General features: G+C 74.0%; 22 protein-coding genes and 1 pseudogene. 6 read left to right on the forward strand and 17 right to left on the reverse strand.

Annotated features, from left to right (window positions below; translation table 11 throughout):
• A pseudogene (locus EBO15_RS37080) lies at positions 1-373 on the forward strand (NYN domain-containing protein); the annotation flags it as partial.
• A 56-nt stretch (positions 374-429) separates the two neighbouring features.
• Positions 430-2,226 carry a YncE family protein gene (locus EBO15_RS44675; RefSeq protein ID WP_158628466.1) on the forward strand — a complete coding sequence of 599 codons (1,797 nt, stop codon included), beginning with the start codon at positions 430-432 and terminating at the stop codon, positions 2,224-2,226.
• 54 nt (positions 2,227-2,280) lie between these two features.
• Here the strand turns inward: EBO15_RS44675 and EBO15_RS37095 are convergent, their stop codons facing one another.
• The 4 genes from EBO15_RS37095 to EBO15_RS46945 all read right to left on the reverse strand — a co-directional run bounded on the left by EBO15_RS37095 (position 2,281) and on the right by EBO15_RS46945 (position 8,324).
• Entirely contained in the window at positions 2,281-2,943 is a 663-nt protein-coding gene (locus tag EBO15_RS37095) for a response regulator (protein ID WP_122199155.1), read from the reverse strand.
• Positions 2,940-4,274, reverse strand: a complete 1,335-nt coding sequence (locus EBO15_RS37100; protein ID WP_199745059.1) for a sensor histidine kinase — start codon at positions 4,272-4,274, stop codon at positions 2,940-2,942. Before EBO15_RS37100 ends, EBO15_RS37095 begins: the two co-directional genes overlap by 4 nt.
• Positions 4,275-4,287: 13 nt before the next feature.
• A complete protein-coding gene (locus tag EBO15_RS37105; protein WP_122199156.1) occupies positions 4,288-4,902 on the reverse strand; it encodes a hypothetical protein in 615 nt (204 codons plus the stop codon).
• Positions 4,903-5,036: 134 nt separating this feature from the next.
• On the reverse strand, positions 5,037-8,324 hold the full coding sequence (locus EBO15_RS46945) for a hypothetical protein (protein ID WP_267898456.1): 3,288 nt from the start codon (positions 8,322-8,324) through the stop codon (positions 5,037-5,039).
• Between the two features lie 148 nt (positions 8,325-8,472).
• Between EBO15_RS46945 and EBO15_RS37115 the strand changes: the two genes are divergently transcribed.
• Positions 8,473-9,069 (forward strand): TetR/AcrR family transcriptional regulator, encoded by a 597-nt coding sequence (locus EBO15_RS37115; protein ID WP_122199158.1) that lies wholly within the window; start codon positions 8,473-8,475, stop codon positions 9,067-9,069.
• A gap of 190 nt (positions 9,070-9,259) precedes the next feature.
• Complete coding sequence (locus EBO15_RS37120) at positions 9,260-10,447, forward strand: MFS transporter (protein WP_122199159.1); 1,188 nt, start codon at positions 9,260-9,262, stop codon at positions 10,445-10,447.
• A gap of 33 nt (positions 10,448-10,480) precedes the next feature.
• On the opposite strand, the gene EBO15_RS37125 is transcribed toward EBO15_RS37120, so the two are convergent.
• Entirely contained in the window at positions 10,481-11,710 is a 1,230-nt protein-coding gene (locus EBO15_RS37125; RefSeq protein ID WP_122199160.1) for an MFS transporter, read from the reverse strand.
• Between the two features lie 70 nt (positions 11,711-11,780).
• Here EBO15_RS37125 and EBO15_RS37130 point away from each other — a divergent pair, with 70 nt between their 5' ends.
• Together EBO15_RS37130 and EBO15_RS37135 are read left to right on the forward strand one after the other, a co-directional pair.
• Entirely contained in the window at positions 11,781-12,140 is a 360-nt protein-coding gene (locus EBO15_RS37130) for an ArsR/SmtB family transcription factor (RefSeq protein WP_122199161.1), read from the forward strand.
• Positions 12,141-12,236: 96 nt separating this feature from the next.
• A complete protein-coding gene (locus EBO15_RS37135; RefSeq protein ID WP_158628467.1) occupies positions 12,237-12,770 on the forward strand; it encodes a nuclear transport factor 2 family protein in 534 nt (177 codons plus the stop codon).
• On the opposite strand, the gene EBO15_RS37140 is transcribed toward EBO15_RS37135, so the two are convergent.
• From EBO15_RS37140 to EBO15_RS44680, 12 genes are all read right to left on the reverse strand, one after another.
• A complete protein-coding gene (locus tag EBO15_RS37140) occupies positions 12,656-13,678 on the reverse strand; it encodes a methyltransferase (protein ID WP_122199163.1) in 1,023 nt (340 codons plus the stop codon). The two genes, EBO15_RS37135 and EBO15_RS37140, sit on opposite strands and share 115 nt — an antisense overlap.
• A 50-nt stretch (positions 13,679-13,728) precedes the next feature.
• On the reverse strand, positions 13,729-14,355 hold the full coding sequence (locus EBO15_RS37145) for a hypothetical protein (RefSeq protein WP_122199164.1): 627 nt from the start codon (positions 14,353-14,355) through the stop codon (positions 13,729-13,731).
• Between the two features lie 208 nt (positions 14,356-14,563).
• On the reverse strand, positions 14,564-14,998 hold the full coding sequence (locus EBO15_RS37150; protein ID WP_122199165.1) for a nuclear transport factor 2 family protein: 435 nt from the start codon (positions 14,996-14,998) through the stop codon (positions 14,564-14,566).
• A 54-nt stretch (positions 14,999-15,052) separates the two neighbouring features.
• Positions 15,053-15,538 (reverse strand): TadE/TadG family type IV pilus assembly protein, encoded by a 486-nt coding sequence (locus tag EBO15_RS37155; RefSeq protein WP_233616709.1) that lies wholly within the window; start codon positions 15,536-15,538, stop codon positions 15,053-15,055.
• Positions 15,535-15,990, reverse strand: coding sequence for a TadE/TadG family type IV pilus assembly protein (locus EBO15_RS37160; protein WP_233616710.1), 456 nt, complete (start codon positions 15,988-15,990; stop codon positions 15,535-15,537). The genes EBO15_RS37155 and EBO15_RS37160 overlap by 4 nt, the downstream gene beginning before the upstream one ends.
• Entirely contained in the window at positions 15,987-16,373 is a 387-nt protein-coding gene (locus tag EBO15_RS37165; RefSeq protein ID WP_378236935.1) for a TadE/TadG family type IV pilus assembly protein, read from the reverse strand. The genes EBO15_RS37160 and EBO15_RS37165 overlap by 4 nt, the downstream gene beginning before the upstream one ends.
• Before the next feature lie 124 nt (positions 16,374-16,497).
• Complete coding sequence (locus EBO15_RS37170) at positions 16,498-16,731, reverse strand: hypothetical protein (RefSeq protein WP_122199168.1); 234 nt, start codon at positions 16,729-16,731, stop codon at positions 16,498-16,500.
• Between the two features lie 23 nt (positions 16,732-16,754).
• On the reverse strand, positions 16,755-17,675 hold the full coding sequence (locus EBO15_RS37175; RefSeq protein ID WP_122199169.1) for a type II secretion system F family protein: 921 nt from the start codon (positions 17,673-17,675) through the stop codon (positions 16,755-16,757).
• Positions 17,672-18,625: a type II secretion system F family protein gene (locus tag EBO15_RS37180; RefSeq protein WP_122199170.1), complete on the reverse strand. Its 954-nt coding sequence runs from the start codon at positions 18,623-18,625 to the stop codon at positions 17,672-17,674. The genes EBO15_RS37175 and EBO15_RS37180 overlap by 4 nt, the downstream gene beginning before the upstream one ends.
• A 34-nt stretch (positions 18,626-18,659) precedes the next feature.
• On the reverse strand, positions 18,660-19,958 hold the full coding sequence (locus EBO15_RS37185) for a CpaF family protein (RefSeq protein ID WP_122199171.1): 1,299 nt from the start codon (positions 19,956-19,958) through the stop codon (positions 18,660-18,662).
• Entirely contained in the window at positions 19,958-20,809 is an 852-nt protein-coding gene (locus EBO15_RS37190; protein ID WP_122199172.1) for a hypothetical protein, read from the reverse strand. The genes EBO15_RS37185 and EBO15_RS37190 overlap by 1 nt, the downstream gene beginning before the upstream one ends.
• A gap of 2 nt (positions 20,810-20,811) precedes the next feature.
• A partial coding sequence (locus EBO15_RS44680) for a hypothetical protein (protein ID WP_122199173.1) occupies positions 20,812-21,641 on the reverse strand: 830 nt, incomplete at its 5' end.

Below are 21,641 nucleotides of genomic sequence, written 5' to 3' on the forward strand. Positions count from 1 at the left end.
GGCCGCCGCCCCCGCCGCCGGACGCGCCAACCACACCGCCCCGGCGCCGACCCCGGCCACCGTCGCCGCCGCGCTGAACGCCGCCGCCGCGTCCCTGTCCGAGGGCAAGCTCGGCCCGGACCGCGCGCACATGCTGGAGATCGGCGAGCACGTCGCCCAGAAGTGGATCTTCGAGCGGGGCCGGGACAACATCCGCGACCTGCTGCCCGGCCCGATCCTGCCGCCGGTCATCGACAAGGAGCTCCTGATCGAGGCCGAGAAGGAGCTCGGCGGGTCGCTGCGCCCCTACCAGGAGGCCCGCACCTGGCTGCGGGACGGCTTCTGGGAGCGGGTGTACCGCGAGTTCGGCATCGGCATCGGCACCTCCGACTGACCCGCGTTCGCTGATCACTCGGACATCGGGCGCGCACGCAGGGTAGTGTCCGGGCCGTGACCATGCCGTCGCGCTCCGCGTCCGCCGCGCGCGCCATGTCCCCAACTCGCGCCATGTCCCTCGTGCGCGCCATGTCCCTCATGCGTGCCGTGTCCACCGCGCACGCCATGTCCACCGCGCACGCCGTGACCTCTGCGCGCCTGCGCGGGGGGACGGCGCTGCTGGTGACGGTGGCGGCTCTGGGGGCGGGATGTGGCGGACCGGTGACGTTCTACCGTCCCGGGCACGGGCCGCCCGGTGCCCCGGTCGTCGTGCTCGGCGCGCCCGCTCCCTATCTCGCGGGCGCGGTCCGGCGGGACGCGGCGGGTGTGTACGCGGCGACGACCGGGGCGTCCGCGCTGGCCGAGTCGCTGCGCCACCTGCCGCAACGCCTGTACGTCCCGGACTCGCTCACCGGCGGCGTCACCGTTCTGGACGCGGGGACGCTGCGTCCGGTCGGGCGGCTGCGTCCTTCCCCGCCTGGGCCCGTCCAGCTCACGGTGGCGCCTGACCTGCGCGAACTCTGGTTGAACGACACGACGCACGGCGCGGTCGTCACGCTGCCGGAGGCCGGGGAGGGGCGGGTTCGGAGCGTCCCGACCCTGCCGTCGCCCAGTCCGACGCCCTCGCCGAAGGAGACGAAGTCGCCTGAACCGGCCACCGCGCCGACCGGGACCATGCGCGGTCCGGTCGTTCCGCACCCGCGCTGGACGGGCGGCTGGACGGGCGGTTGGACGGGCAGGGCGCGTCCGGATGTGGACGAGCGGGGGGCCGGGGCGCGGCCGCGTGGGGTGAGGCCGCGCGTCACGCGGCAGCGTTCGGGAACGCGCGGCCCGGACTGGGGCGGGCCGCGTCCGACCAGGCGCGCCCCGACCCCGGACGGCGGAGTCGAGCGTGAGCCGGGGCGCGGAGCCGGTGGCGACGGGCGCGGGACCGGTGGCAGTGGCGGCGGGCGTGGGGCCGGTGGCGGTGGCGGGCGCGGGCAGGGCGGTGTGCTCGGCGGGCTCCTGGGCACGGACGTGAGTTATGTGAGCGGCTCCTTGTCCGGCGTGCCCGGCAGTGCGTCGCCGCTGGTCACGCGGGTGGGGACGTCCACGCAGCGGTTGCCCGTCCCGGGGACGCTGTACTTCGCGCCGGACACCGAGGCCGCGCTGGTGGTGTCCGCGCAGAAGCGGCAGGTGGACGTCAGGTCGCCGGCGTCGGACGCCTGGACGGCGATCCCGCTGCCCTGCGCGGGCGGGTCGGCGGACTTCTCGGCCGACGCGTCCCGGCTGGCCGTGGCGTGCGCGGAGGAGCGGCGGCTCGTCCTGCTGGACCCGCGGCACGGGCTGGTCGACGCGACCCGGGCGCTGCCCGCGGGGGCGCGGCCGTCCGCGATCCGGCTGCTCCCGGACGGCGCGGAGTTCGCCGTGGCCGACGCGGGCGCGGGCGGCGTGTGGCTGCTGGACGCGCGCGACCTCCGGAACGCCCGGTTCGTCCGGACGGCGCCGGGGGCGTCGGCGCTGGTCCTGAGCCGCGACGCGCGGTCGCTGTACGTCGCGGGGCCGTCCGAGGTGACCGTGCTGGACGTGGCGTCGCGGCAGGTCACGGCGCACTGGCGGGTGCCGGGCGCCGGGCCGCTCGCGGAGGGCGGGGTGTCGGTCGACGGGCGGACGCTGTGGCTGACCCGCCCGTCCGGCGGGACGCTGCTCGCGCTCGACACGCGCACCGGCGTCCCGGAGCGGTCCGTCCACCTCGAGGGGCGTCCGGCGGCGCCGCTGCCGTTCCCGCAGCCCGGACGGCGCGCGCTCGGCGGCCCCGGCATCTACCGCTGACCCGCCTCACGGCGGTTCGCCCTGTTTCCGCAGGTACGTTGGCGATCACGGCGGCTAGGAGCCCTCGCCGGGGACGGCGAGGCCCGTCTCGTAGGCGGCGATCACGGCCTGCGCGCGGTCGCGCAGTCCCAGCTTGCTCAGCACGTTGCTGACGTGCGTCTTCACCGTGTGCTCGCTGACCACGAGGGCTGCGGCGATCTCCGGGTTGGACAGGCCGCGGCCGAGCAGGCGCAGCGTCTCGCGCTCGCGCGCCGTCAGGACGGCGAGCCGCTCGTCCGACGGCACGCGGACGACCGTCCCGGAGGTGAACTCGGAGATCAGCCGCCGGGTCACCGACGGCGCGAGCAGCGACTCGCCCGCCGCGACCACCCGGACGGCGTGCACGAGGTCGTCGCGGCGGACGTCCTTGAGCAGGAACCCGCTCGCCCCGGCGCGGAGCGCGGCGAACACGTAGTCGTCCTGGTCGAACGTGGTGAGCATGACGACGCGGCAGTCCGACTCGGCGCACACCGTGCGCGCCGCCTCGATGCCGTCCATGCCGGGCATCCGGATGTCGAGCAGCGCGACGTCCGGGGCGTGCTCGCGGACGGCGGCGACCGCCTGGAACCCGTCCCCGGCCTCGGCGACCACCTCGATGTCCGGCTGGGTCGAGAGGATCAGCGCGAACCCGGCCCGGACGAGTTCCTGGTCGTCGGCGACCACCACGCGCAGCGTCATGCGGAGATCTTGGCGGACACCGGGGTTCGCGCGGCGGCCGGGGTCACCGGAAGGACGGCGCGGACGGCGAATCCGGGACGGCCGTCGTCGCGCGGGCCCGTCTCGGCCGTCCCGCCGCAGGCCGCGGCGCGCTCCCGGATCCCGATCAGGCCGTTCCCGCCGGACGGGAGCGGCGCCCGGCCGCCGGGCTCGCGGGTCCCGTTCCCGTCGTCGCGGACGGTCAGCTCCAGGGCGTCGGACCGCCAGTTCAGGATGAGTTCGACGTGTTCGGCGCGGGAGTGTTTGACGGTGTTGGTGAGGGCCTCCTGCGCGATCCGGTAGGCGGCGAGTTCGACGTCGGCCGGCAGCGGGCGCGGCTCGCCGAGGACGCGGTGGTCGACGGCGAGCCCGGCCCCGGCGACGCGTCCGGCGAGCTCGGGGAGGTCGGCGAGGGTGGGCTGCGGGGAGCGGGAGGCGTCCTCGCCGTCCTTGAGCAGGGCGAGGACGCGCCTGAGCTGCGCCATCGCGTCCCGTCCGGTCTCGGCGACCGCGTCGAACGTCGCCGCGGCCCGCGCCGGGTCGGACGCCACCAGCAGCGGCCCCGACTCGGCCTGGACGACCATCAGGCTGACCGCGTGCGCCAGGATGTCGTGCATGTCCCGCGCGATCCGCGCCCGCTCCGCCGCGGCCGCCCGCTCCGCCTGGGCCACCGCCCGCTCGGCCTCCGCCGCCGCCCGCCTCGACTCCGCCTCCGCGCGTTCGGATTCGGCCGTGGCGCGTTCGGATTCCGCGGCCGCGCGTTCGGATTCGGCCTCGGCTCGGGCGGCCTCCAGGCGGCGTTCGTTCTCGGCGCGGGCGGCGCGGTCCTCCAGGGCCGCGGCGTGGGCTCGCCCGAGGGCCACGGCGCGTCCGATCGCGTAGGCGGTGACGCACACGAAGACGCCCCGGAACATCGTGTCGGGCGACGGCCGGAGCGCCACGGTCATGACGATCTGCAGGGCGATGACCGCGGTCCGCGCCGTCCGGCCGGAGCGCGACCCGAGCGTGTAGTTGGCGAGGATCGGGCCGTACCAGAGGGGCTGCGCGGCCAGCGGCGACACCATGTCGTACGTCGAGCCGAACCCGGACGAGAGGAGCAGGGCGAGCACCGGCGCGCGGCGGCGGAACGCCAGCGGCAGCGCCGAGAGGGCGACGGCGGCGTACCCCCACCAGTTCCAGTGCCCGCCGCCCTCACGCGGGACGGTCAGCAGCGGCCAGACCTGCGCGAGCAGGACCGCCGAGGCGAGGACGGCGTCCGACGCCCACGTCTCTGACCAGCGGCGGAGCCGCGCGACACCCGGAATATCGGACACCTTGCGCATCCTGTCATGCCCGGCCGCGCGCCGGGAGCGCCCCGGCGTCCGCCCGGAAGCCCGCGTGCCACAGCGGCAGCAGCGGGACGAGCACGAGCGCGCCGGTCAGCGGCAGCAGGTCCAGGGACGCGAGCGACGCGACGACCCCGGCCAGCGCGACCGCGGGCGTCCACACGGGGATCGCGCGGGCGACCGCGCAGCCGACCAGCAGCGCGAGCAGGCCGAGGTAGAAGAGCGCGGGCCCCGGGCCGTAGACGATGGCCTGGACGCCCGGCACCGACTGGACGCGGTCGAACATCCGCGACATCTCGTCGGCGTCGGCGGCCGTCGCCCCGACCCAGATGTCGATGGCGATCTGCACGAACGCCGCGGCCGCTCCCGCGAGCCCGACCACGGTCGCGCCGGTCGCCACGACCCGGCTCGCGGTACCGCCTCCCGCCGTCGCGGCCTCCCGCAACCCCCGCAGAACCGGGACGAACAGGACGATCGAGACGAGGAAGGCGAGGTGCCCGAGCACCCAGAGCACGCCCGGGCCGTGCCGCCCGTCCAGTCCGTCGAGCAGCCGGACGAGGCCGTAGACCGAGATCAGCAGGGGTGCGGCGAGGTAGGGAAGCCGTGTCTTGTTCATGCCGTCGATCCTCGTCCGCGCACCCCGTCGGCCACATCGCCGACACCGGCGATCTCACGCCTCCCCCACACGACCCAGTCCGCGTCCGCGCGGCCCGTCCCGCCTCGCCCGCGCGGGCCAGGCGGGGCGGTCGGTCAGCGGGTGGGGACGCGGCGCCAGGCGGGGACGAGTTCCTCGATCAGGGCCTCGGTCTCCGGCTGGAGCTGGTCGTAGCCCGCGTGGGCGCGGAGTTCGTCGATGACCGCCTGGACGGCGTCGTCGTCGCCGGAGGCGCGGGTCGCGCGGAGCAGGTCGCGCCACAGGACCTCGTCGCGGGAGGCGAAGCGGAGCCCGGCGCGGGACGCGTTCAGGGCGCCGTGCACGTCGCCGCCGTCCAGGCGCAGGACGGTCAGGCGGTGCGCGACGTCCACGATGCGCGCCCCGGCCTCGTACTCGAGCGGCTCGGTCGCGAGCCAGCCGTAGCGTCCCCGTGGACGGTCGGCGAGGAGCGGCCCCCGGACGAGGTCCAGCGCGTACGCCATGTAGGCGGCCTCCGACGACGGCTCGGCGGCCGACCGCCAGATCAGCCAGCGGAACACCGACCAGTCGACGCGGACCTCCGAGCCGAGCCGGATCCGGCCGCGGTCGTCGTGGTACAGGTTCGGGCGGCCGCGCGCGTCGCGTCCGACCCAGTCGGAGACGCGCGCGATGGAGGCGTCCCGGACGGCCTGGCTCACCCCGCGCGGCCAGACGGCGCCGCCGAGGACGGTCGGGTGGACGCCGTTCGGGTGCGTCGCGAGGTAGACGAGGACCTCGGTGCACAGGTCGCGGCGCGCGTCGTCCATCGGGCCCGGGGCGTCCACCTCGACGCGGCCGAGCAGCCGGATGTCGACGGACGAGCGCCCCTCGGCCGGAGGTTCGGCGGCGTCCTGCTCGGACGGCTCGGACAGCGGCACCGACCGCAGGTCCGAGGCGGTGCGGAACAGCTCGAACACGCCCCGGTACTGCTCCTCGGGGACGAGCTGCGCGTCCACCTCGAAGCCGAGGACCCCGGCGTGCAGGCGTCCGGCGCCGTCGACGTCCCAGGTCCAGGTCGCGCCCTGGACGTCGCCCGCGACGAGGTAGCCCGCGGCCATCCGGGTGCCGGTGCGGGCGAGCGCGACCAGCCGGTCGGCCTCCTGCTCGTTGGGGGCGTCCGACATGATCAGGTAGTGCGGCATCCACGCCTCGCCGAACACGCCCTTCGCGCGTCCGGTGAGGACCGAGCCGACGCCGGACGCGGCGAGCGCCTGCCGCACCTCCGCGCTGCGCGCCTCCAGCTCGGGCAGCGCCTCCACCAGCGTCGGGACGGCCCGGACCCGGTCCGGCGCGACGTCGGCGAGTCCCTCGGCGAGCTCCTGCCCGAACCCGACCAGCGTGATCCGCATGTGGTCGGACCAGCGGTTGGTCGCCAGTTCCAGCGCCAGCGCGGCGAGCGCGGCGCGCCGGTTCGCGTCGTCGCCGCGGATCGCGATGAGGCCGTGCGCGGCCTCGAGGTCGACGAGGATGCGCCCGGTCTCGTTCGTGCCGAGCGTCACCAGGCCGGGGTACGGCGCGAGGACGTCCGCGAGGCCCTCGTCCGAGACGTCCGCGGCGCGCAGCCGCCACACCTGGCCGCCGTCGTGGGGGTGCCACGGCGCGGGCGCCTCCGGGTCGGCGGGCGCGATCCACAGGTCCATGCTCTCGGCCCCGAGGTGGACGGCGTAGACGGTCGGCAGCGCGCGCCCTTCGGCGGCGAGCGCCCGGGAGAGCATGCGCAGGCCGAGGTCGAGGAGCCGCGCGCCGTCGTCGTCCGCGCCGACGCGCAGCGCCTGCTCGGCGACCGCCGCGTCCCCCTCGGGGCGGACGATCACCTGGCCGAACGCGCGGTGCCACATCTGCGTCCGGCGGCGGCGGCCGAGCGCGCTGAGCAGGCCGGCGGCGACCAGCGACGCGGCGGCGATGCCCTGCGGCCAGGACATGTTCCGTCCGGGCCCGGCGTGCTCGCGCCGTCCCTGGTCCTGGACGCCCGCCCCGGCCTCCGGGGTCTGGTGGCCGTCCGCCGTGGAGCCGCCGCCCGGCGACGGCGTCCCGGGCGACTCGGCCGGGGTCTGCTGGTGCGCGGGCGGCGCGACCTTCGCCAGTGCCGACTCGCTCGGCGCGGGCGCGGGCTGCGGCTGGTGGCTCGGCAGCTGATGGCCCGGTGCGGGTGCGGGCGCGTGGTGGCTCGGGGCGGGCTTGGGCTGGGCGGGCGCGTGGTGGCTGGGCGTGGGGTGGCTGGGCGCGGGTGTGGGGTGCGAGGGCGCGGGCGTGTGGTGCGGAGGCGCCGGGGTGTGGTGCGGCGGTGTGGGCGTCTGGTGCGGCGGGGACGGGGTGGGGTTGGACGGGGCCGGTGCGGACTGGCTCGGGGACGGGGCCGGTGTGGTGTGGCCGGGGGTGGGCGTGGGGTGGGCCGGTGGTTGGTGGGCCGGTGGCCGGTGGCTCGGCGCGGGGGCGGGCGGGGTGGCCTTGACGGGCGGCTTCGGGGCGTCCGGCTTGGGCTGCTCGTGCGGGACGAGGTGGCCGTGCCGGAAGTAGTCGCCCAGTTCGTGGACGGGGACGACCTGCGCGCCCTTGGCGTCGGCGGGCATCTCGAGGATCCAGCCGGGACGGATCAGTCCGGCGGTGTGCAGGCGGCTGCCGTCCGGCTGGACGTGGTTCTTGTTCAGATCGAAGATCTCGTTGTAGCGGCGGCCCTCGCCGAGGCACTTCTCGGCGATCTCCCAGAGGCTCTCGTGGTGCCGTCCCGCGGGCGGGTGCACGCGGTAGATCTTGGTGGTGGCGGCCTTCTCCACGGGGTTCCCGGCGAGCGTCTCGGTGACCTCGCGGTCGGGGGCCGCGGCGGCGGGCGCGGCGGCCGGACGGTCCGGGGCGGCGGTGGTGGCGGGCAGCCGGTGGTAGGACTCGGTCTGCGTCGTCACGGGCGGCTTGGCGGAGAGCTCGCGTCCACTGAACGCGGGCATGATCGCGCTGGTCGCGGTGAACAGCAGCAGCGCGGCGACGACCAGCCGGTGGACGAGCGACTGCGTCCCGCCGGCGAGCGGGACGCGCACGGGCACGCCGACGCCGCGGACGCCCGCGTACACCTCGACGACGACGCAGGCCGCGAGCTGCAGCCAGGCGAGCCAGACCAGCACCACCAGGATGGCGAGGAGGGCGGACGGCCCGATCCGCTGGGTCAGGTCGGACGTCGCGGGAACGTGGTCCGGGACGGGTGATCCGAAGAGCGTCAGCAGGGCGTACGGGACGCCGATGAGCAGCGCCGCGAGCGCCACCAGCGCCCCGACGCCGGTGAGCACGTCTCCGGCGCCCCGGCGGTGCCGCGGCGGCACCGGCCGCCGCTGCCCCTGGCCGAGGCCCGGCCCGCCAGCCTGTCTCGTCGCCATGGCGCCCCTCGAAGTCGGGATGTCTGCGGGTCCTGAGGTCGCATGGCCATCGTAGACAGGCGCGCCGAACTGGCAATCCCGCGCTGACAACGATCCCGCGACGACTATTTTTGCATCAGTCGATGCAAAACGGTTAGAGTCCCGTCCCATGGCGAGGCCGCGCACCTTCGACGAGGACCGGGCCCTGGACGTCGCGATGCGGCTGTTCTGGGAGAACGGCTACGAGGCCACGTCCACCCGGGACCTGTGCGCGGCGCTCGGCCTCGACCGCAGCAGCGTCTACAACGCGTTCACCAGCAAGCACGAGCTCTTCCGGCGCGCGCTGGCCCGGTACACGGACCTGATGACCGAACGCCAGCTGGAGATCCTCGACACGCCGGACGGCCCGGCGCTCGACCGAATCCGCCGCCTGTTCGCCGTGATCGTCGAGCAGGAGCGCGCGAGCTTCCGGGACGGCCGGGGCGCCGGCTGCCTGTCGGTGAACACGACCGTCGAGCTCGCCGGACGCGATCCCGAGATCGCCGCGCACCTCGCCCGCGACACCGAGCGGCGCCTGGCGTCCCTGCGCGTCGCCGTCGAGGCCGGACGGCGCGACGGCTCGGTCACCTCCCCCCGCGACCCCGCCGACCTGGCCCGCTACCTGAACGCGGTCATCGCCGGGATCCGGGTCTCCGGGCAGGGCGGCGCGGCGCTCGACGCCCTGGCCGCGATCGCCGACACCGCCCTGGACGTCCTCGCCACCTGACTCGATCCGCCTGATCCGATCCGCCTGATCCCGTCCACCTGATCCCGTCCACCTGATCCGGTCCGCCTGATCCGGTCCGCCTGACTCGATCCCCCTGATCCCGTCCGCCCGGGTCTTCCCGGGTCCGCTCTCGCGGCGGTCTTCGCGTGCCCACGTTTTACACCGATCGATGCAGAATGGAGCCCCTCCCATGCCCCGTGCCGTCCCCCTCCTGGCCTTCGGCATCTTCGCCATGGTGAGCAGCGAGTTCGTCGTCGCGGGCCTGATGCCCCAGATGGCGGACGGGCTGCACACCACCGTCCCGAGGATCGGCTACCTCATCACCGCGTTCGCCGCCGCGATGGCGTTCGGCGGCCCCCCGGCCGTCCTCCTGGCCGGACGGCTGCGTCCGCGCGCCGCGCTGCTGGTTCTGTTCGCGGTGTTCCTCGCCGGGAACGTGCTCGCCGCGGTCGCGCCGTCCTACCCGGTCATGGTCGCGGCGCGGATCATCACGGGCATCGCGTCGCAGGCGTTCTTCGGACTGGCGATCACGACGGCCGTCCGGCTCGTCCCGGCCGAGCGGCGCGGACGGGCCGTCGGGGTCGTCCTGAACGGGCTCATGGTCGGGACGCTGCTGGGCATGCCGCTGTCCACACTGGTCGGCGAGCGGTTCGGCTGGCGCGCCGCGTTCTGGACGATCAGCGCGCTCACCCTGCTCGCCGCCGCCGTCACCCGCGCGGGACTCCCCGACCTGGACCCCGCGACCGGCGGGGCGACCGGCGGCGACCGCTCGGCGTTCGGCCGTCCGCGGCTCTGGCTGGCGCTCACGACCAGCACGCTCATCATCGGCGCGACGTTCGCCGCGTTCTCCTACCTCAACCCGATCCTCACCGAGGTCTCCGGGTTCTCGACCGGGACCGTCCCGCTGCTGCTCGTCGCCTACGGCGCGGCGACCGTCGTCGGCAACACGATCGTCGGACGGCTCGCCGACCGGCACACGATGAGCGTCCAGCTCGCGGGGCTGCTGCTGAACATCGGCTTCCTGACCGGCTTCGCCCTGCTCGCGGACGTCCCGGCCGCCGCCGTCGCGTTCATGCTCGGCATCGGCCTGGTCGGCGTCACGATGAACCCGGCGATGGCGACGCGCGTCCAGCGCGCGGGCAACACCGGGCCGCTGGTCAACACCGTCCACTCCTCGTTCATCACGGGCGGCGTCATCGTCGGGTCGTCCGTGGGCGGCGCCCTGATCGGCGGCTACGGACTGCGCGCGCCGCTCTGGCTCGGCGCCGTCCTCGCGGTGCTCGGGTTGCTCACGCTGCTTCCCGACGTCCGCCGCGCCCGTCCCGCGCCCGTCGCGGCCGTCGCGGCCGTCGAGGTCGAGCGCGTCGAGGGGCGCTGACAGGCAGGGCGGGGCGGGGCCTGGGCGACGGCGTCACCGGCGTCGCGCGTGGAACGTGACGGTGGCCGCGCCCAGGACGGCGAGCATCGCCAGGACCACGGCGAACACCGTGCTCCCGGTCGCGAGCCCGAGCGGGTCGCTGAGGTATCCGGCGGCGACCGGCAGCGTCCCGGCGAGCAGGTAGCCGCCGACGTTGAGCGCCGCGTTGGCCTCGGCGAGACGCCGCGCCGGAACGTTGGCGTTCATCAGCGACAGCCCGCCGAGCTGCCCGAGCCCCTGCCCCGCCCCGGCGAGGACGGCCGCCACGACCAGCGGCACGATCTCCCTCAGCTGGACGGCGAGCACGAGCGCCCCCATCCCGGCGAGCGTGCTCGCGGCCCCGGCCGCCAGGACCGTCGTCCGCTCCAGTCCGCGCACGGCGAACTGCACGCCGGTCGCGGCGGAGAACATGACGAACGCGGTCGCGCCCGCGACGATCCGGTTGTCGGTGCCGAGCATCCCGGAAAGCAGCGACGGGCCGAGCGACAGGACGAACGAGGTCGCCGTGATGCCGGGCGCGAACACGGCGATCCCCATCACGAGGTCCCGCCGGTTCCGCCGCGGAACACCCGGGATCCGGACCCACCGTGTCCCTGCCGCGTCGTGCGGGCGTCCGATCGGCATGCGGGTGACGACCGCGATCGCACTGGCCAGGAGGACGGCCTCGACGGCGAACACCGTCCACATCGGGCCCGTCTCGGACAGGACGCCGGAGAGCAGCGGCCCGAGCCCCGCGCCGAACACCATCGCGGTCGACGCGAGCAGCGCGGCGAGGCGGCGGCGTCCGGGGCCCGCGACGTCGGTGACGGCGGCCATCCCCGCCGACACCGCGGCGCCGACGGCGATGCCGGTGAGCAGCCGCGCCGCCATCAGCGCGGCCACGGACGAGGCCGTCGCGAACAGCCCGCACGCGACGAGCGCGGCGCCGAGCGCGGGCAGCAGGACGGGCTTGCGGCCGAGCCGGTCGGACGCGATCCCCGCGATCGGCAGCGTCCCGAGCAGCCCGAGGATGTAGCAGGCGAAGACCACGGTGAGGGTGCCGCGCGAGAACCCGATCCGGTGCTGCCAGAGCACGTAGAGCGGGGTCGCGGCGTTCGACAGGACGAACACCGCCGTCACCGGCCAGGCCGCCAGCCAGATCCACCGCGTCCCCGCCACCGCCTCGCCGGGCGTCGGTACGGCGGTCGTCGTCGGCACGGCGGCTGACGATCGGGGCAGGGCCATGAAGGTCCTCCTTGTACGAGTTTTTTCGAACTTAGCATGCAGTACGATCAAACTCGTACAAGGAGGTTCGATGCCCGAGATCCGCGAGATCCCCGTCCCGGTGGACGCGCCGGCGCCACTGCCCGAGCCGGACGCGGACGACCTGCGCCTGGAGACCGTCCTCGGCGCGCTGAGCGACCCGCTGCGGCTGGAGATCGTCCAGCGGCTGCTGCTGGAGCGCGAGGACTTCGACCACACCTGCGGCTGGTTCGGGTTCGACCGTCCCAAGTCGTCCCTGACCCACCACTTCCGCGCGCTGCGCGAGGCCGGGGTGATCCGGCAGCGCCAGTACGGCCTGGAGCGGCGCAGCCACGTCCGCACCGACGACCTCGACGCCCGCTTCCCCGGCCTCACCACCCTCGTCGCCGCCTGGACACCCCCGGCCGACTGACCCCGGCGCGCGGCACCGGACGGCATGGACGCGCCCTCGGGCGCGCCGCCCACGTCCCGCAGGACCCGCCAGCCACCTTCATACCGAGGAGCCGTTTTGGACGACCCGCGCACCCGCCAGGCCTTCCGCGACCTCGCCGAGCACTACGCCGCCGCGTGCGACCGCCGCCGCCCCGACACCATCGCCGGACTGTTCACCGAGGACGGCGTCCTGCTCATCTCCCGCCCCGGCGACACCGCGCCGTCCACCGCCTACCGGGGACGCGCCGCCATCGCCGAGGCCATGACCGGCCTGAACCGGTACCGCGTCACCAGTCACGCCGTCACGAACCAGCTCACCGACACCGAGACGGCCACCGCCGAGACCTACTGCACCGCGTCCCACGTCTACGAGACACCGGACGGCGACCGGCTCTTCGTCATGACGATCCGCTACGAGGAGGCGTTCATCCTCGAGGACGGCCGCTGGCTGTTCGCGTCCCGGCACGCGCGTCGACTGGACCGAGGACCGCCCCCTCAACGCCGCCTAGCCACCAGCACCCCGTTCGCCCCCGGAGACTCGAACCGGACGACCGGCTCGGGCGCGAACCCGACCTCGGTGAGCCAGTCCGCGCACTCGGCCGCGGTGTAGTTGCGTCCTTCGCCCTCGACCAGCATGTTCAGGCTCATCAGCGCGGCCGGCGCGGGGCCGGACTTGTCGTCGTCCACGAACAGCTCGCAGACCAGGAGCAGTCCGCCCGGCGGGAGCGCCTCGTGGACCTTCCGCAGGATGTCCAGGCAGTGCTCCTCGTTCCAGTCGTGCAGGATCATCGAGAGCAGCGCCGCGTCATGGCCGCCCGGGAGCGGATCGTCCCCGAGGAAGTCCCCGGACACGATGTCGATCCGCCGCGCGAACCCCGACTCTCCGACCTTGCGCGCGGCGGCCTCGCACCCCTGCGGCAGGTCGAACACGGTCGCCGTGAGCTCCGGATACCGCCGGCACAGCTCGATGTCGTACGCGCCCGAGCCGCCCCCGACGTCCAGCAGCCGCCGAACACCCCCCAGGTCGACGGCCTGGCCGAGCACCCGCGCGCTGAACGACGACAGCGAGTGCATCGCCGCCCAGAACGTCTCCATCATCTGCGGATCGAAGCCGTCGAACAGGGTCTCCCCCCGGTCGGGATCCCAGCTGGTCGGACGGTTCGTCCGGATGGCCCGTTCGAGTTCGCCCGACCCCCCGTACAGCCGCCGGTAGACCATGTCGACCCATCCGCCGAGGTAGTACGGCCGTCCGCGGACGAGGAACTCCTCCGCCATCGCACTGTTCACGAACCGCCCGTCACGCACGTCGAGCAGCCCCAGTGACGCGCACGCGGTGAGCAGCATCTCCGCGGGCCGCTCCGCGATCCCGAGCCCGTCCACCAGCTCGGCCGCAGTGCACCCCTCCACACCGAACCGCGTGAACAGGTCCAGCCCGACGGCCGCCGCCAGCGTCCTCGTCACCCAGAACCCCGTCGCCATCTCCATCAACGGCCCCGGCGTGACCCGCTCACTCTCCATATCTCAACGGTAGTCGAGTGACTACGCGGTGCGATGGACGCCCTGGAGGATCAGGGGCTGGTGATCTTCAGCGTCGACGGCGAGACCGTGTAGGTCCCGTTGGCGCTGATGCTGTCTCCCCCATTGATCGCGGTCGGGTCACAGGAAGAGCTCACCGAGTACGCGGTGAGATTGCCGCCCGAGAAGGTGAGCTGGTTCCCCTGAAGGGACCAGTTGAGGGTCCCGGTCGTCCCGCCCGGGCCGCCGACCGTGACCACGCAGTTGTCGGCCGGGGAGTTGAGGGAGAACCGCAGGCCGGTGAGCGTGCCGGTCGTGGTCTGCGAGATCGCGTTGTAGCCCACCGCGTTGAACACGTACGGCAGTCCGATCGCCACGACCGACACGGTGAAGCCGGTGGGACCCGCCGTGCACAACCCGGCCGGCAGTCCCGTTTCATGGAAGCTCCACGTGAGCATCTGCCCGATGCCCGCCCCAGGAAGGCCCACACCGTTCGTGAACGAGCTCGTGAAGGACGAGTCCCGGCAGGTCGCGAGTGTCACGCCGGCAGTGGTGTTCTTGAAGTCCGTCCGACCATGCCCGGAGGCCGCCGTCCCACCCGAGACCGTCCACGTCGCGGCCGCGGCGGGCGCGGCCGCCAGACCGACCACACTCCCGGCCCCGACAACGCAGGCCGCCATAAGGCGCACCAAACGCATTCCTCGCTCCATCATTTCACCTTTCCCGCCGACGAAGATCACACCACTTCGCCGCACATTCTCCGATTCACGTCACGATCAGCCACCCCGACATTCTTTTCAAGAGGCGAATTAAATCCCCTCTGGCCACATCACGCCACACTCACATAGTGAGCGACTACGTTTGTAATCATTTGATAGTGCGCCCCCGTTACGGAGTGCACGCCTCGCCGATCGCGGCGGGATTCCAGTAGAAGGGGCGGCATTCGAGCATGCGGCCGTCGCGGACCTTGATCAGCTGGACGATCCGGGTCTCGACGTCGCGTCCGGTCGCCTTGGAGCGGAAGCGGACGCGGTTGCTCACCACGACCGTGTCGGCGTCGCCCCAGTGCTCCTGCTCCAGGAACTCCATCGATTCCCATGTGTCACCGAAGGCCGTCATGAAGCCCTCCATCCCCGCGTGTCCCCGCCATTCACCCGTGCCGCTGAAGGGCATTCCGGGAGCCTGATAGAGCACCACATCCGGATCCAGGCAAGCGGCGACGCCCGCGAAGTCGGCCTTGCCGTGGCCGCCCGCCGCCACATAGGCGGCCTCGGCCTCGTAGAACTTCCGCATCACGGCCCAGGCGTCCGATTCGTTCGTCATGATCCGAGCATGAGCGGCCGGCGTCCGGGGCGCTGGCGGGAATCCGACGAGGGGTTATCGCGGCGTGTCGGCGGTGACCGGATGGGCCGACGCCTGCGACCTCATGTGGAACGAGCCCATGCCGGGGATGATGCCGAGCAGCTGCGGATGGACGGTGATCTCGACGGACACGCGGACCTCGTCCGGCGTCGGGTCGCAGCTCCGGGCGTCCACCTGCTCGCCGAAGTCGTCCAGGAGGGAGTAGGCGCTCGCGCACGCCGTCCCGGTGTCGATCCGAACCTTGCCGTTGTCCCGGAGCGCGGTGGTGTCGATCTGGTTCGCCCCGGCGCGCGCGGCCTGCTCCGCCATGTCGGCGGCATGCTGGCGGGCATGGATCGCCAGGCCACCGTCCACGATGAGGCCCGCCAGCATGAAGACGATCGGTGTGAACAGCACGATGTACAGGGTGATCGTGCCGCGATCGCGCTCTCCCCGCGGCATACGCCGCCGGACGAACCGGCGGACACGGCCCTCGGGCCTCGAGTGGGACGAGGAGCTCATCCGCCCGCTCCGCCCGGTCCGTTCACGGTGCCCTCACCTCGGTAGGTGTAGGTGTCGATGGGCGCGACGGCCTTGCCGGTGATGGACTTGGTGCCCGGCAGGCCGATGAACGCCATGTCCGACAGGTCGACGTGGCAGGTGATGCTGACGGCCACCCGGCCCCCCGCGCCCCACGCGGAGGTGTCGGTGGTGACCTGGGGACCGCCCGCGCACCAGTGATGTCCCTGGAGGTCCGCCTGGGCCGCCTCCATGCCCAGGCGCGCGGCCTCGCCGGCCCCGCGAGCCGTCGAGGCGGCGCGCGCGGCGTCCCGGGCCGCGCCGTCCACCTGGCTCTTGGCGTCCACCATGCGCCCGGCTCCCGCGAGGAGCAGCAGGAACGCGACGACGATCGGTGTCGCGAACACCATCTCCAGTGACATGGAGCCGTCGTCGTCCCGGCGCCACCGCCTCATCCCGTGCCACCCTGGCACGCGGTGCCCGAACCGACGTCCGGACGGAAGCACTCGATCGGTCCGCGCGACCGCTGCGCCACGTGGAACGTCATGAACGGGATGACCCGGACGGCCGTCCCGCGCACCTCGACCCATCGCTCGTCGCCCTCCTGCCCGGCCTGCACCGTCACGGGGTTCAGCAGGTTCTTGCCGACCTGGTCCACGTTGGCGGTGGCCCGCTCGACCGCCAGCCCGTTCCAGTCGCCGCCGGGTTCCGTCCGGGCCGTCCGGGCCCCCGCCTGGGCGGCGGCGAGGGCCACCTGCCGGGCGAAGAAGACCATCGCGAACTGGACGACCAGCAGGATGATGAGGATCAGGATCGGGGTGAGCATGGCCCACTCGATGGCGGACGCGCCCCGGTCTCTCTCGGCCGGGCGCGTCCGGCGAGAACGCCCCGAGGAGCGCGCGACTCCCCCGCGGCGAACGCGACGGGCGTTCCCGGAAGACGGTTCGGAAGGCATCGGGTCGTCAGCCCTGCGGGGTGTTCACCTTGATGTTGTCCGCCGCCTGGTGGATCTGCTTCTTGATGATGAGCCCGATCGCGGCGGCGATCGCGGCGAGGAGGGCCGTGATGATCGCCCACTCGATGGCGGACGCCCCGACGCTGCGGTCCTCCTCCGACCGCAGCCGGTCGACACGGACCGCGAGCATGAGCCGCAGGTACTCCACGCGGGGGTCGGCGAGGGGGTTGAGCGGGAACATGTGCACTCCTTCGAGCGGGACTGTCACGTGGACACGACGATGCGCATCAACGCCGGGTAGATGAGGAAGATCATGAAGGCCGCGCAGAAGAGCAGCTGGGCGACCAGCATCGACTGCGAGCGCTCTCCCGCCTTGCCCTCGATCTCCGACATTTCGCGGCTCCGCATGGAGGCCGCGCGCGCCGTCAGGGACTTGCGGATCTGCGCCCCGTCGTCCGCGACGAGGGTGAGCGCACCGGCGAGATCGCGCAGTTCGGCGATCCCGATCTCGTCCCCGAGACCGCCCAGTGCCTCCCAGGGCGTTCGGCCGGTGATACGGGCGTTGGACAAAGCGTCCCGGATGCGGAGCATCGTCCAGCCGTCGCCCACCGAGGCGGCGGCCATCAGGGCTTCGGGCACACCGCGTCCACCCGCGAGGTTCATGGAGACCAGGTCCAGGAACGCGCCCACGACGTGGCGGAAGTCCTGGCGCCGGGACTCCGCCTCCTGCTTCAGCTGCATGTCCGGGAAGAAGAAGAACGCCGCTGAGAAGAGGAGGCAGACCCACAGCGGAACGGCGTAGGAGACGCCCGCCCCCAGCAACGCGAAGTACGCCACGACCACCGGGGTGAACACGAGGGCGGCGGTCGGCAGCAACACCTTCGTCGCGAGGAAGCCCTCCAGCGACCGTCCCGTGATGGCCAGGTCGGCGCGGATGGAGCGCAGCTGCCAGCCACGGGCGTCACACCACAACGCGAGTTGCCGTCCCAGCCGCGCACGCAGCGCGCCCACACGATCCGTCGTCGGGGAGAGGCGTCCGGAACCCGCCGCCCCCTGGCCGTCGAACCGCGCGGAGTCGAGCGAGGCCAGCCGGGACGCCAGCCCCGGACGGGACGGGAAGAGCGCCCGGGAAAGCAGGTAGAGGCCGAACCCGACGACCGCTCCGGCGAGCAGTGCCCCGGTCACGCGCCACCACCTCCGGCGTCCATGGTGTGCCGTCCTCGCAGGTTGCCGCCGTTCCACTCCGCGACCGTGGACGGCTTCTCGCGTGGCACTCCCGGCGCGGGCTCCGGGGCCGAGGTGAGGAAGCGGTCGGGCAGCTCGTACTTGGCCAGGCGCCGGAGCCACAGAAAGCCTCCGGCGTAGAGGGCGATGATCAGTACCAGGACGAGTTGCCCGAGGAACCCGTCGTAGGGCTTCACGTACGAGCGGTTAAAAACCGCCAGCCCGAGGGCGGTGCCGACGGAGACGGCGACGACGATGCGGACGCTGCGGCGGGTGGCCCTTCGGTCGGCTTCGACGCGGCGGCGCATGTCGAGTTCGGCGCGGGCGGAGGCGGAGAGGGCGCCGAGCATGTCGCGGAGGCCGGGGCCGCGGAGTTTGGCGTTGAGGATGAGGGCGGCGACGACGAGGTCGGCGGACGGGTCGTCCAGGTCGTCGGCGAAGCGGCGGAGGGCCTCGGGCATCGGGACGCGGGTGTGCAGGCGGTCGACGAGGACGCGGAGGGGCTGCTGGAGGGCCGGGGCCGCGGCGCGCAGGGACGCGGGGATGGCCTGTTCGAGGCCGACGGCGCCCGCGATGGTGTCGCGGAGGGACTCGGTCCAGGCGGCGAGGGCCTCGAGGCGGGCCATGGCGCGGCGTTCCTCGGCGGCGCCGCCCGCGAGGCCGTTCCAGGCGAGGACGAGGGCGGCGGTCCCGCCGGCGGCGACGACCCAGCGGGTGACGACGAGGACGGCGAGCGCGCTCATCACGGCGACGCCCGTCCGGGTGGTGAGGGTGCGGAGCAGGTCCTCGCGGCTGCGTCTGGCCGGGCCGGGACGGGCCGGGAGGCCGCGCAGCGCCACGACGAGCAGCAGCAGCCCGCCGCCGACGAGGGCGCCGGTCACGATGGCCAGCAGGACGTCCGAGGCGAACATCAGGGGCCTCCGGGAGCGGTGGGATGGCGCATGGTCACCAGCCGCCGACGGTCGGGTCGTAGCCGTGGTCGGCGAGTTCGGCGGAGCAGGCGACGGGGGCGGCGGGGTGGGCCTGGCCGTCCGGGGCGAGGGCGAAGACCTCGGACGACAGGACGCGGCCGTCGACGCCGGTGACCTCGCGGATGGACGCGACGTAGCGGCGCAGGCGTCCGCCGGTCGCGTAGTCGTTGTGCTTCTCGATGAAGACGACGAAGTCGATGGCCCCCGCGATGAGCATGTGGGTGGCCTCGACGGGGAGGCGTTCCTCGGACTGGATCGCGTAGGTCGCGATGCGGTTGAAGACCTCCATGGAGGAGTTCGCGTGGATCGTCGAGAGGGAGCCGTCGTTGCCCTGCGTCATCGCGTTCAGCATGGTGACGATCTCGTCGCCGAGGACCTCGCCGACGATCACGCGGGAGGGGTTCATGCGCAGGGAGCGGCGGACGAGCTCGGCCATGGAGATCGCGCCCTGGCCCTCGGAGTTCGGGAGGCGCTGCTCGAAGGCGACGGCGTTGGGGTGGAGTTCGGGGAAGGCGTCCAGGCCGAGTTCGAGGGCGCGCTCGACGGTGATGAGGCGCTCGTACGTCGGGATCTCGTTGGCGATGGCGCGCAGCAGGGTCGTCTTCCCGGCGTTGGTCGCCCCGGCGATCATGATGTTCTTGCGGGCCAGGACGGCCGCGCGCAGGAACCGGCCGACCTCGGGGGTGATCGTCCCGTTGCCGACGAGGTCGGACAGGAACACCTTGCCGAGCCGGGCGCGGCGGATCGACAGGGCGGGCCGGACGGTCACGTCCATCACGGCGGAGAGCCGGGAGCCGTCGGGGAGCCGCAGGTCGAGCTGGGGGTTGGCGGTGTCGAACGGACGCGACGACAGGCCGGAGTAGGCGGCGAGGATCTGGATGAGCTCGACGAGTTCCTCGTCGGTCTCGGCGACCGGCTCGCCCATGACCTCGCGTCCGTCGGCGTAGCCGATGAAGACGCGGTCGCAGCCGTTGACGTCGATGTTCTCGATCTCGGGGTCCTCCAGCAGCGGCTGGAGGCGGCCGACGCCGAACAGCGCGGCGTGGACGCCCGCGGCGAGCGCCTCCTCCTCTTCGGCGTTCGGCGGACGGCGCCCGGAGGTGATCTCGCCGCGCGCGAACTCCTCGAGGACCTGGGAGATCAGCGCGCGGGCGAACTGCCGCTCGTCCTCGCCGGACATCGGGGGGAGGCCGTTGGCGGCGTCGAGGCGGCGCTGCTGGGCGAGCCGGTCGCCGACCTCCTGGCGCAGCCGCTTGACGAGCGCGTGGTCCATCAGAACCGTCCCTCGGCCGGGATCGGCTCGGCGAGCGGGGAGCGGTCGAGGCGTCCGGCCAGGGTGGACGCGACCTCGCGGGCGGAGCGGACGAGCAGCGTGCGGTCGAGGCGCCCGCCCCACTGCCCGGACAGCAGCTCGGCGCCCTTCGGGTCGAGGGCGAGCCCGCCGAGGACGGTGACCGGCGCGGACGGGACGCCGCCGCGCGCCTCCATCCGCTGCCGGGTGCCGGTGAGGACGCGGTCGACCTCGGCGACGGACGCGCGGAAGTCGCGCGGGTCGGCGAGGACGACGACGCCGACGGGGGGTCCGCCGCGGAGTTCGCCGGTCAGGGCGGTGACGCGTTCCCGCAGGTGGGCGACCTGTTCGAGGGTGGCGCGGGTGAACAGGACGACCATGTCGGCCTCGCGGAGCAGCTCGTTCAGCGGGCTGCCCGCGCCGAGCCGTCCGCAGTCGGCGAGGACGTCGACGCCGCCGCCCTCGTGGGCCAGGCCGCGGAAGGCGCGCGAGAGCGGTCCCCACAGCCAGGTCATGCCCTGCGCCTGCTCGGCGCTGGTGATGCCGACGAGGACGTCCAGTCCGCCGACGAGGCGCTGGCAGTGCTCGGCGATCTGGTCGGGGCGCAGGCCGCGGCGGGCGGTCGCGGCGAGGCTGAGCAGGCCGCGGGACGGGTTGAGCATGGCGGACCCGTCGGACGTGGCGGGGTCGGCGGGCAGCCGGTACACCAGGTCGCCGCCCGCCTGGTCGCACTCGGCCACCAGCACCGGGCGCGGCCAGACCGCGCCGAGCGCCACCGCGGCCGTCGTGACGCCCGGGGCCCCCTTGTCGGCGGCGAGCGCGATGAGGGCCACGGTCAGCCCCCGCCCGTGCCGGGCGACTTCTTGCCGCGCTCCGACGGGTGGGTCGTCGGGGTGGTGCCGGACGGCGCGTTCCCGGACGGCGCGTTGCCCCGGGGCGAGTCCGCGGCGTCGGACGGGGAGAGCCCGTTCGGCGACGGCGGGACGTCCGATCCGGCGGCCTGGGCCTGCGTGCCGTCCGGGATGAGGGCGACGGCGACGAGGCCGCCGGAGGCGGCCTGCGTGACGGGTCCGACCTGCGCCGGGGTGACGGCGACGTCGAGGCTGAGGCCGTCGCTGCCGAGCCGTCCTCCGCCGCCGTCCGAGACGCCGATGACGATCGCGTCGGGGGCGAGGACGGTGCCCGCGCGCGTGGCGCCGCCGCCGTTGCCGCCGCTCACCGCGTACAGGGCGACGTGCTTGCCGGACTCGAGGCCCTTGGCGGGGAACTGGCCGGGCTTCAGGGAGAGGCCGACGACCATGCGTCCCTGCGCGGCGCCGTTCGTCCGGCTGACCATGGTGTTGGTGAGGAGGGCGCCGCGGACGAGCGGCACGGCCGCGTACGTCTGGGCGACCTTGGCGCGCTCGGACCAGGCGATGTACTCGATGCCGGTGTCGCCGACCTGGACCTCCTGGAGGGCCGACATCGGGATGCGCTGCCCGGCCGCGACCGGCTGCGCGATGCGGATCGCCGACACCCGCTGCCCGCTCGCCATCACCAGGTACGCGCTGGCCAGCGCGCCGCCCAGGACGAGCAGCACGGCCAGCGCCGCGAGCGCCGGCCTGCGCTCGCGCGGCGCGCTCGGCAGCCGCTGCCCGCCCGCCGTGCCGAGCCCGGTGGACCCGA

This window comes from Actinomadura harenae, from assembly GCF_003696215.1.
GTDB lineage: Bacteria > Actinomycetota > Actinomycetes > Streptosporangiales > Streptosporangiaceae > Spirillospora > Spirillospora harenae.

What these genes read in the sequence shown, in the direction of transcription:
- EBO15_RS37130 (WP_122199161.1), top strand. Translation starts at nt 11,781, where the DNA reads ATGCCCGAGATCCGCGAGATCCCCGTCCCGGTGGACGCGCCGGCGCCA.
- EBO15_RS37150 (WP_122199165.1), bottom strand. Translation starts at nt 14,998, where the DNA reads ATGACGAACGAATCGGACGCCTGGGCCGTGATGCGGAAGTTCTACGAG.
- EBO15_RS46945 (WP_267898456.1), bottom strand. Translation starts at nt 8,324, where the DNA reads ATGGCGACGAGACAGGCTGGCGGGCCGGGCCTCGGCCAGGGGCAGCGG.
- EBO15_RS37145 (WP_122199164.1), bottom strand. Translation starts at nt 14,355, where the DNA reads ATGGCGGCCTGCGTTGTCGGGGCCGGGAGTGTGGTCGGTCTGGCGGCC.
- EBO15_RS37105 (WP_122199156.1), bottom strand. Translation starts at nt 4,902, where the DNA reads ATGAACAAGACACGGCTTCCCTACCTCGCCGCACCCCTGCTGATCTCG.
- EBO15_RS37170 (WP_122199168.1), bottom strand. Translation starts at nt 16,731, where the DNA reads ATGTTCCCGCTCAACCCCCTCGCCGACCCCCGCGTGGAGTACCTGCGG.
- EBO15_RS37180 (WP_122199170.1), bottom strand. Translation starts at nt 18,625, where the DNA reads ATGTTCGCCTCGGACGTCCTGCTGGCCATCGTGACCGGCGCCCTCGTC.
- EBO15_RS37185 (WP_122199171.1), bottom strand. Translation starts at nt 19,958, where the DNA reads ATGGACCACGCGCTCGTCAAGCGGCTGCGCCAGGAGGTCGGCGACCGG.
- EBO15_RS37095 (WP_122199155.1), bottom strand. Translation starts at nt 2,943, where the DNA reads ATGACGCTGCGCGTGGTGGTCGCCGACGACCAGGAACTCGTCCGGGCC.
- EBO15_RS37160 (WP_233616710.1), bottom strand. Translation starts at nt 15,990, where the DNA reads ATGAGGCGGTGGCGCCGGGACGACGACGGCTCCATGTCACTGGAGATG.
- EBO15_RS37155 (WP_233616709.1), bottom strand. Translation starts at nt 15,538, where the DNA reads ATGAGCTCCTCGTCCCACTCGAGGCCCGAGGGCCGTGTCCGCCGGTTC.
- EBO15_RS37140 (WP_122199163.1), bottom strand. Translation starts at nt 13,678, where the DNA reads ATGGAGAGTGAGCGGGTCACGCCGGGGCCGTTGATGGAGATGGCGACG.
- EBO15_RS37125 (WP_122199160.1), bottom strand. Translation starts at nt 11,710, where the DNA reads ATGGCCCTGCCCCGATCGTCAGCCGCCGTGCCGACGACGACCGCCGTA.
- EBO15_RS37120 (WP_122199159.1), top strand. Translation starts at nt 9,260, where the DNA reads ATGCCCCGTGCCGTCCCCCTCCTGGCCTTCGGCATCTTCGCCATGGTG.
- EBO15_RS37115 (WP_122199158.1), top strand. Translation starts at nt 8,473, where the DNA reads ATGGCGAGGCCGCGCACCTTCGACGAGGACCGGGCCCTGGACGTCGCG.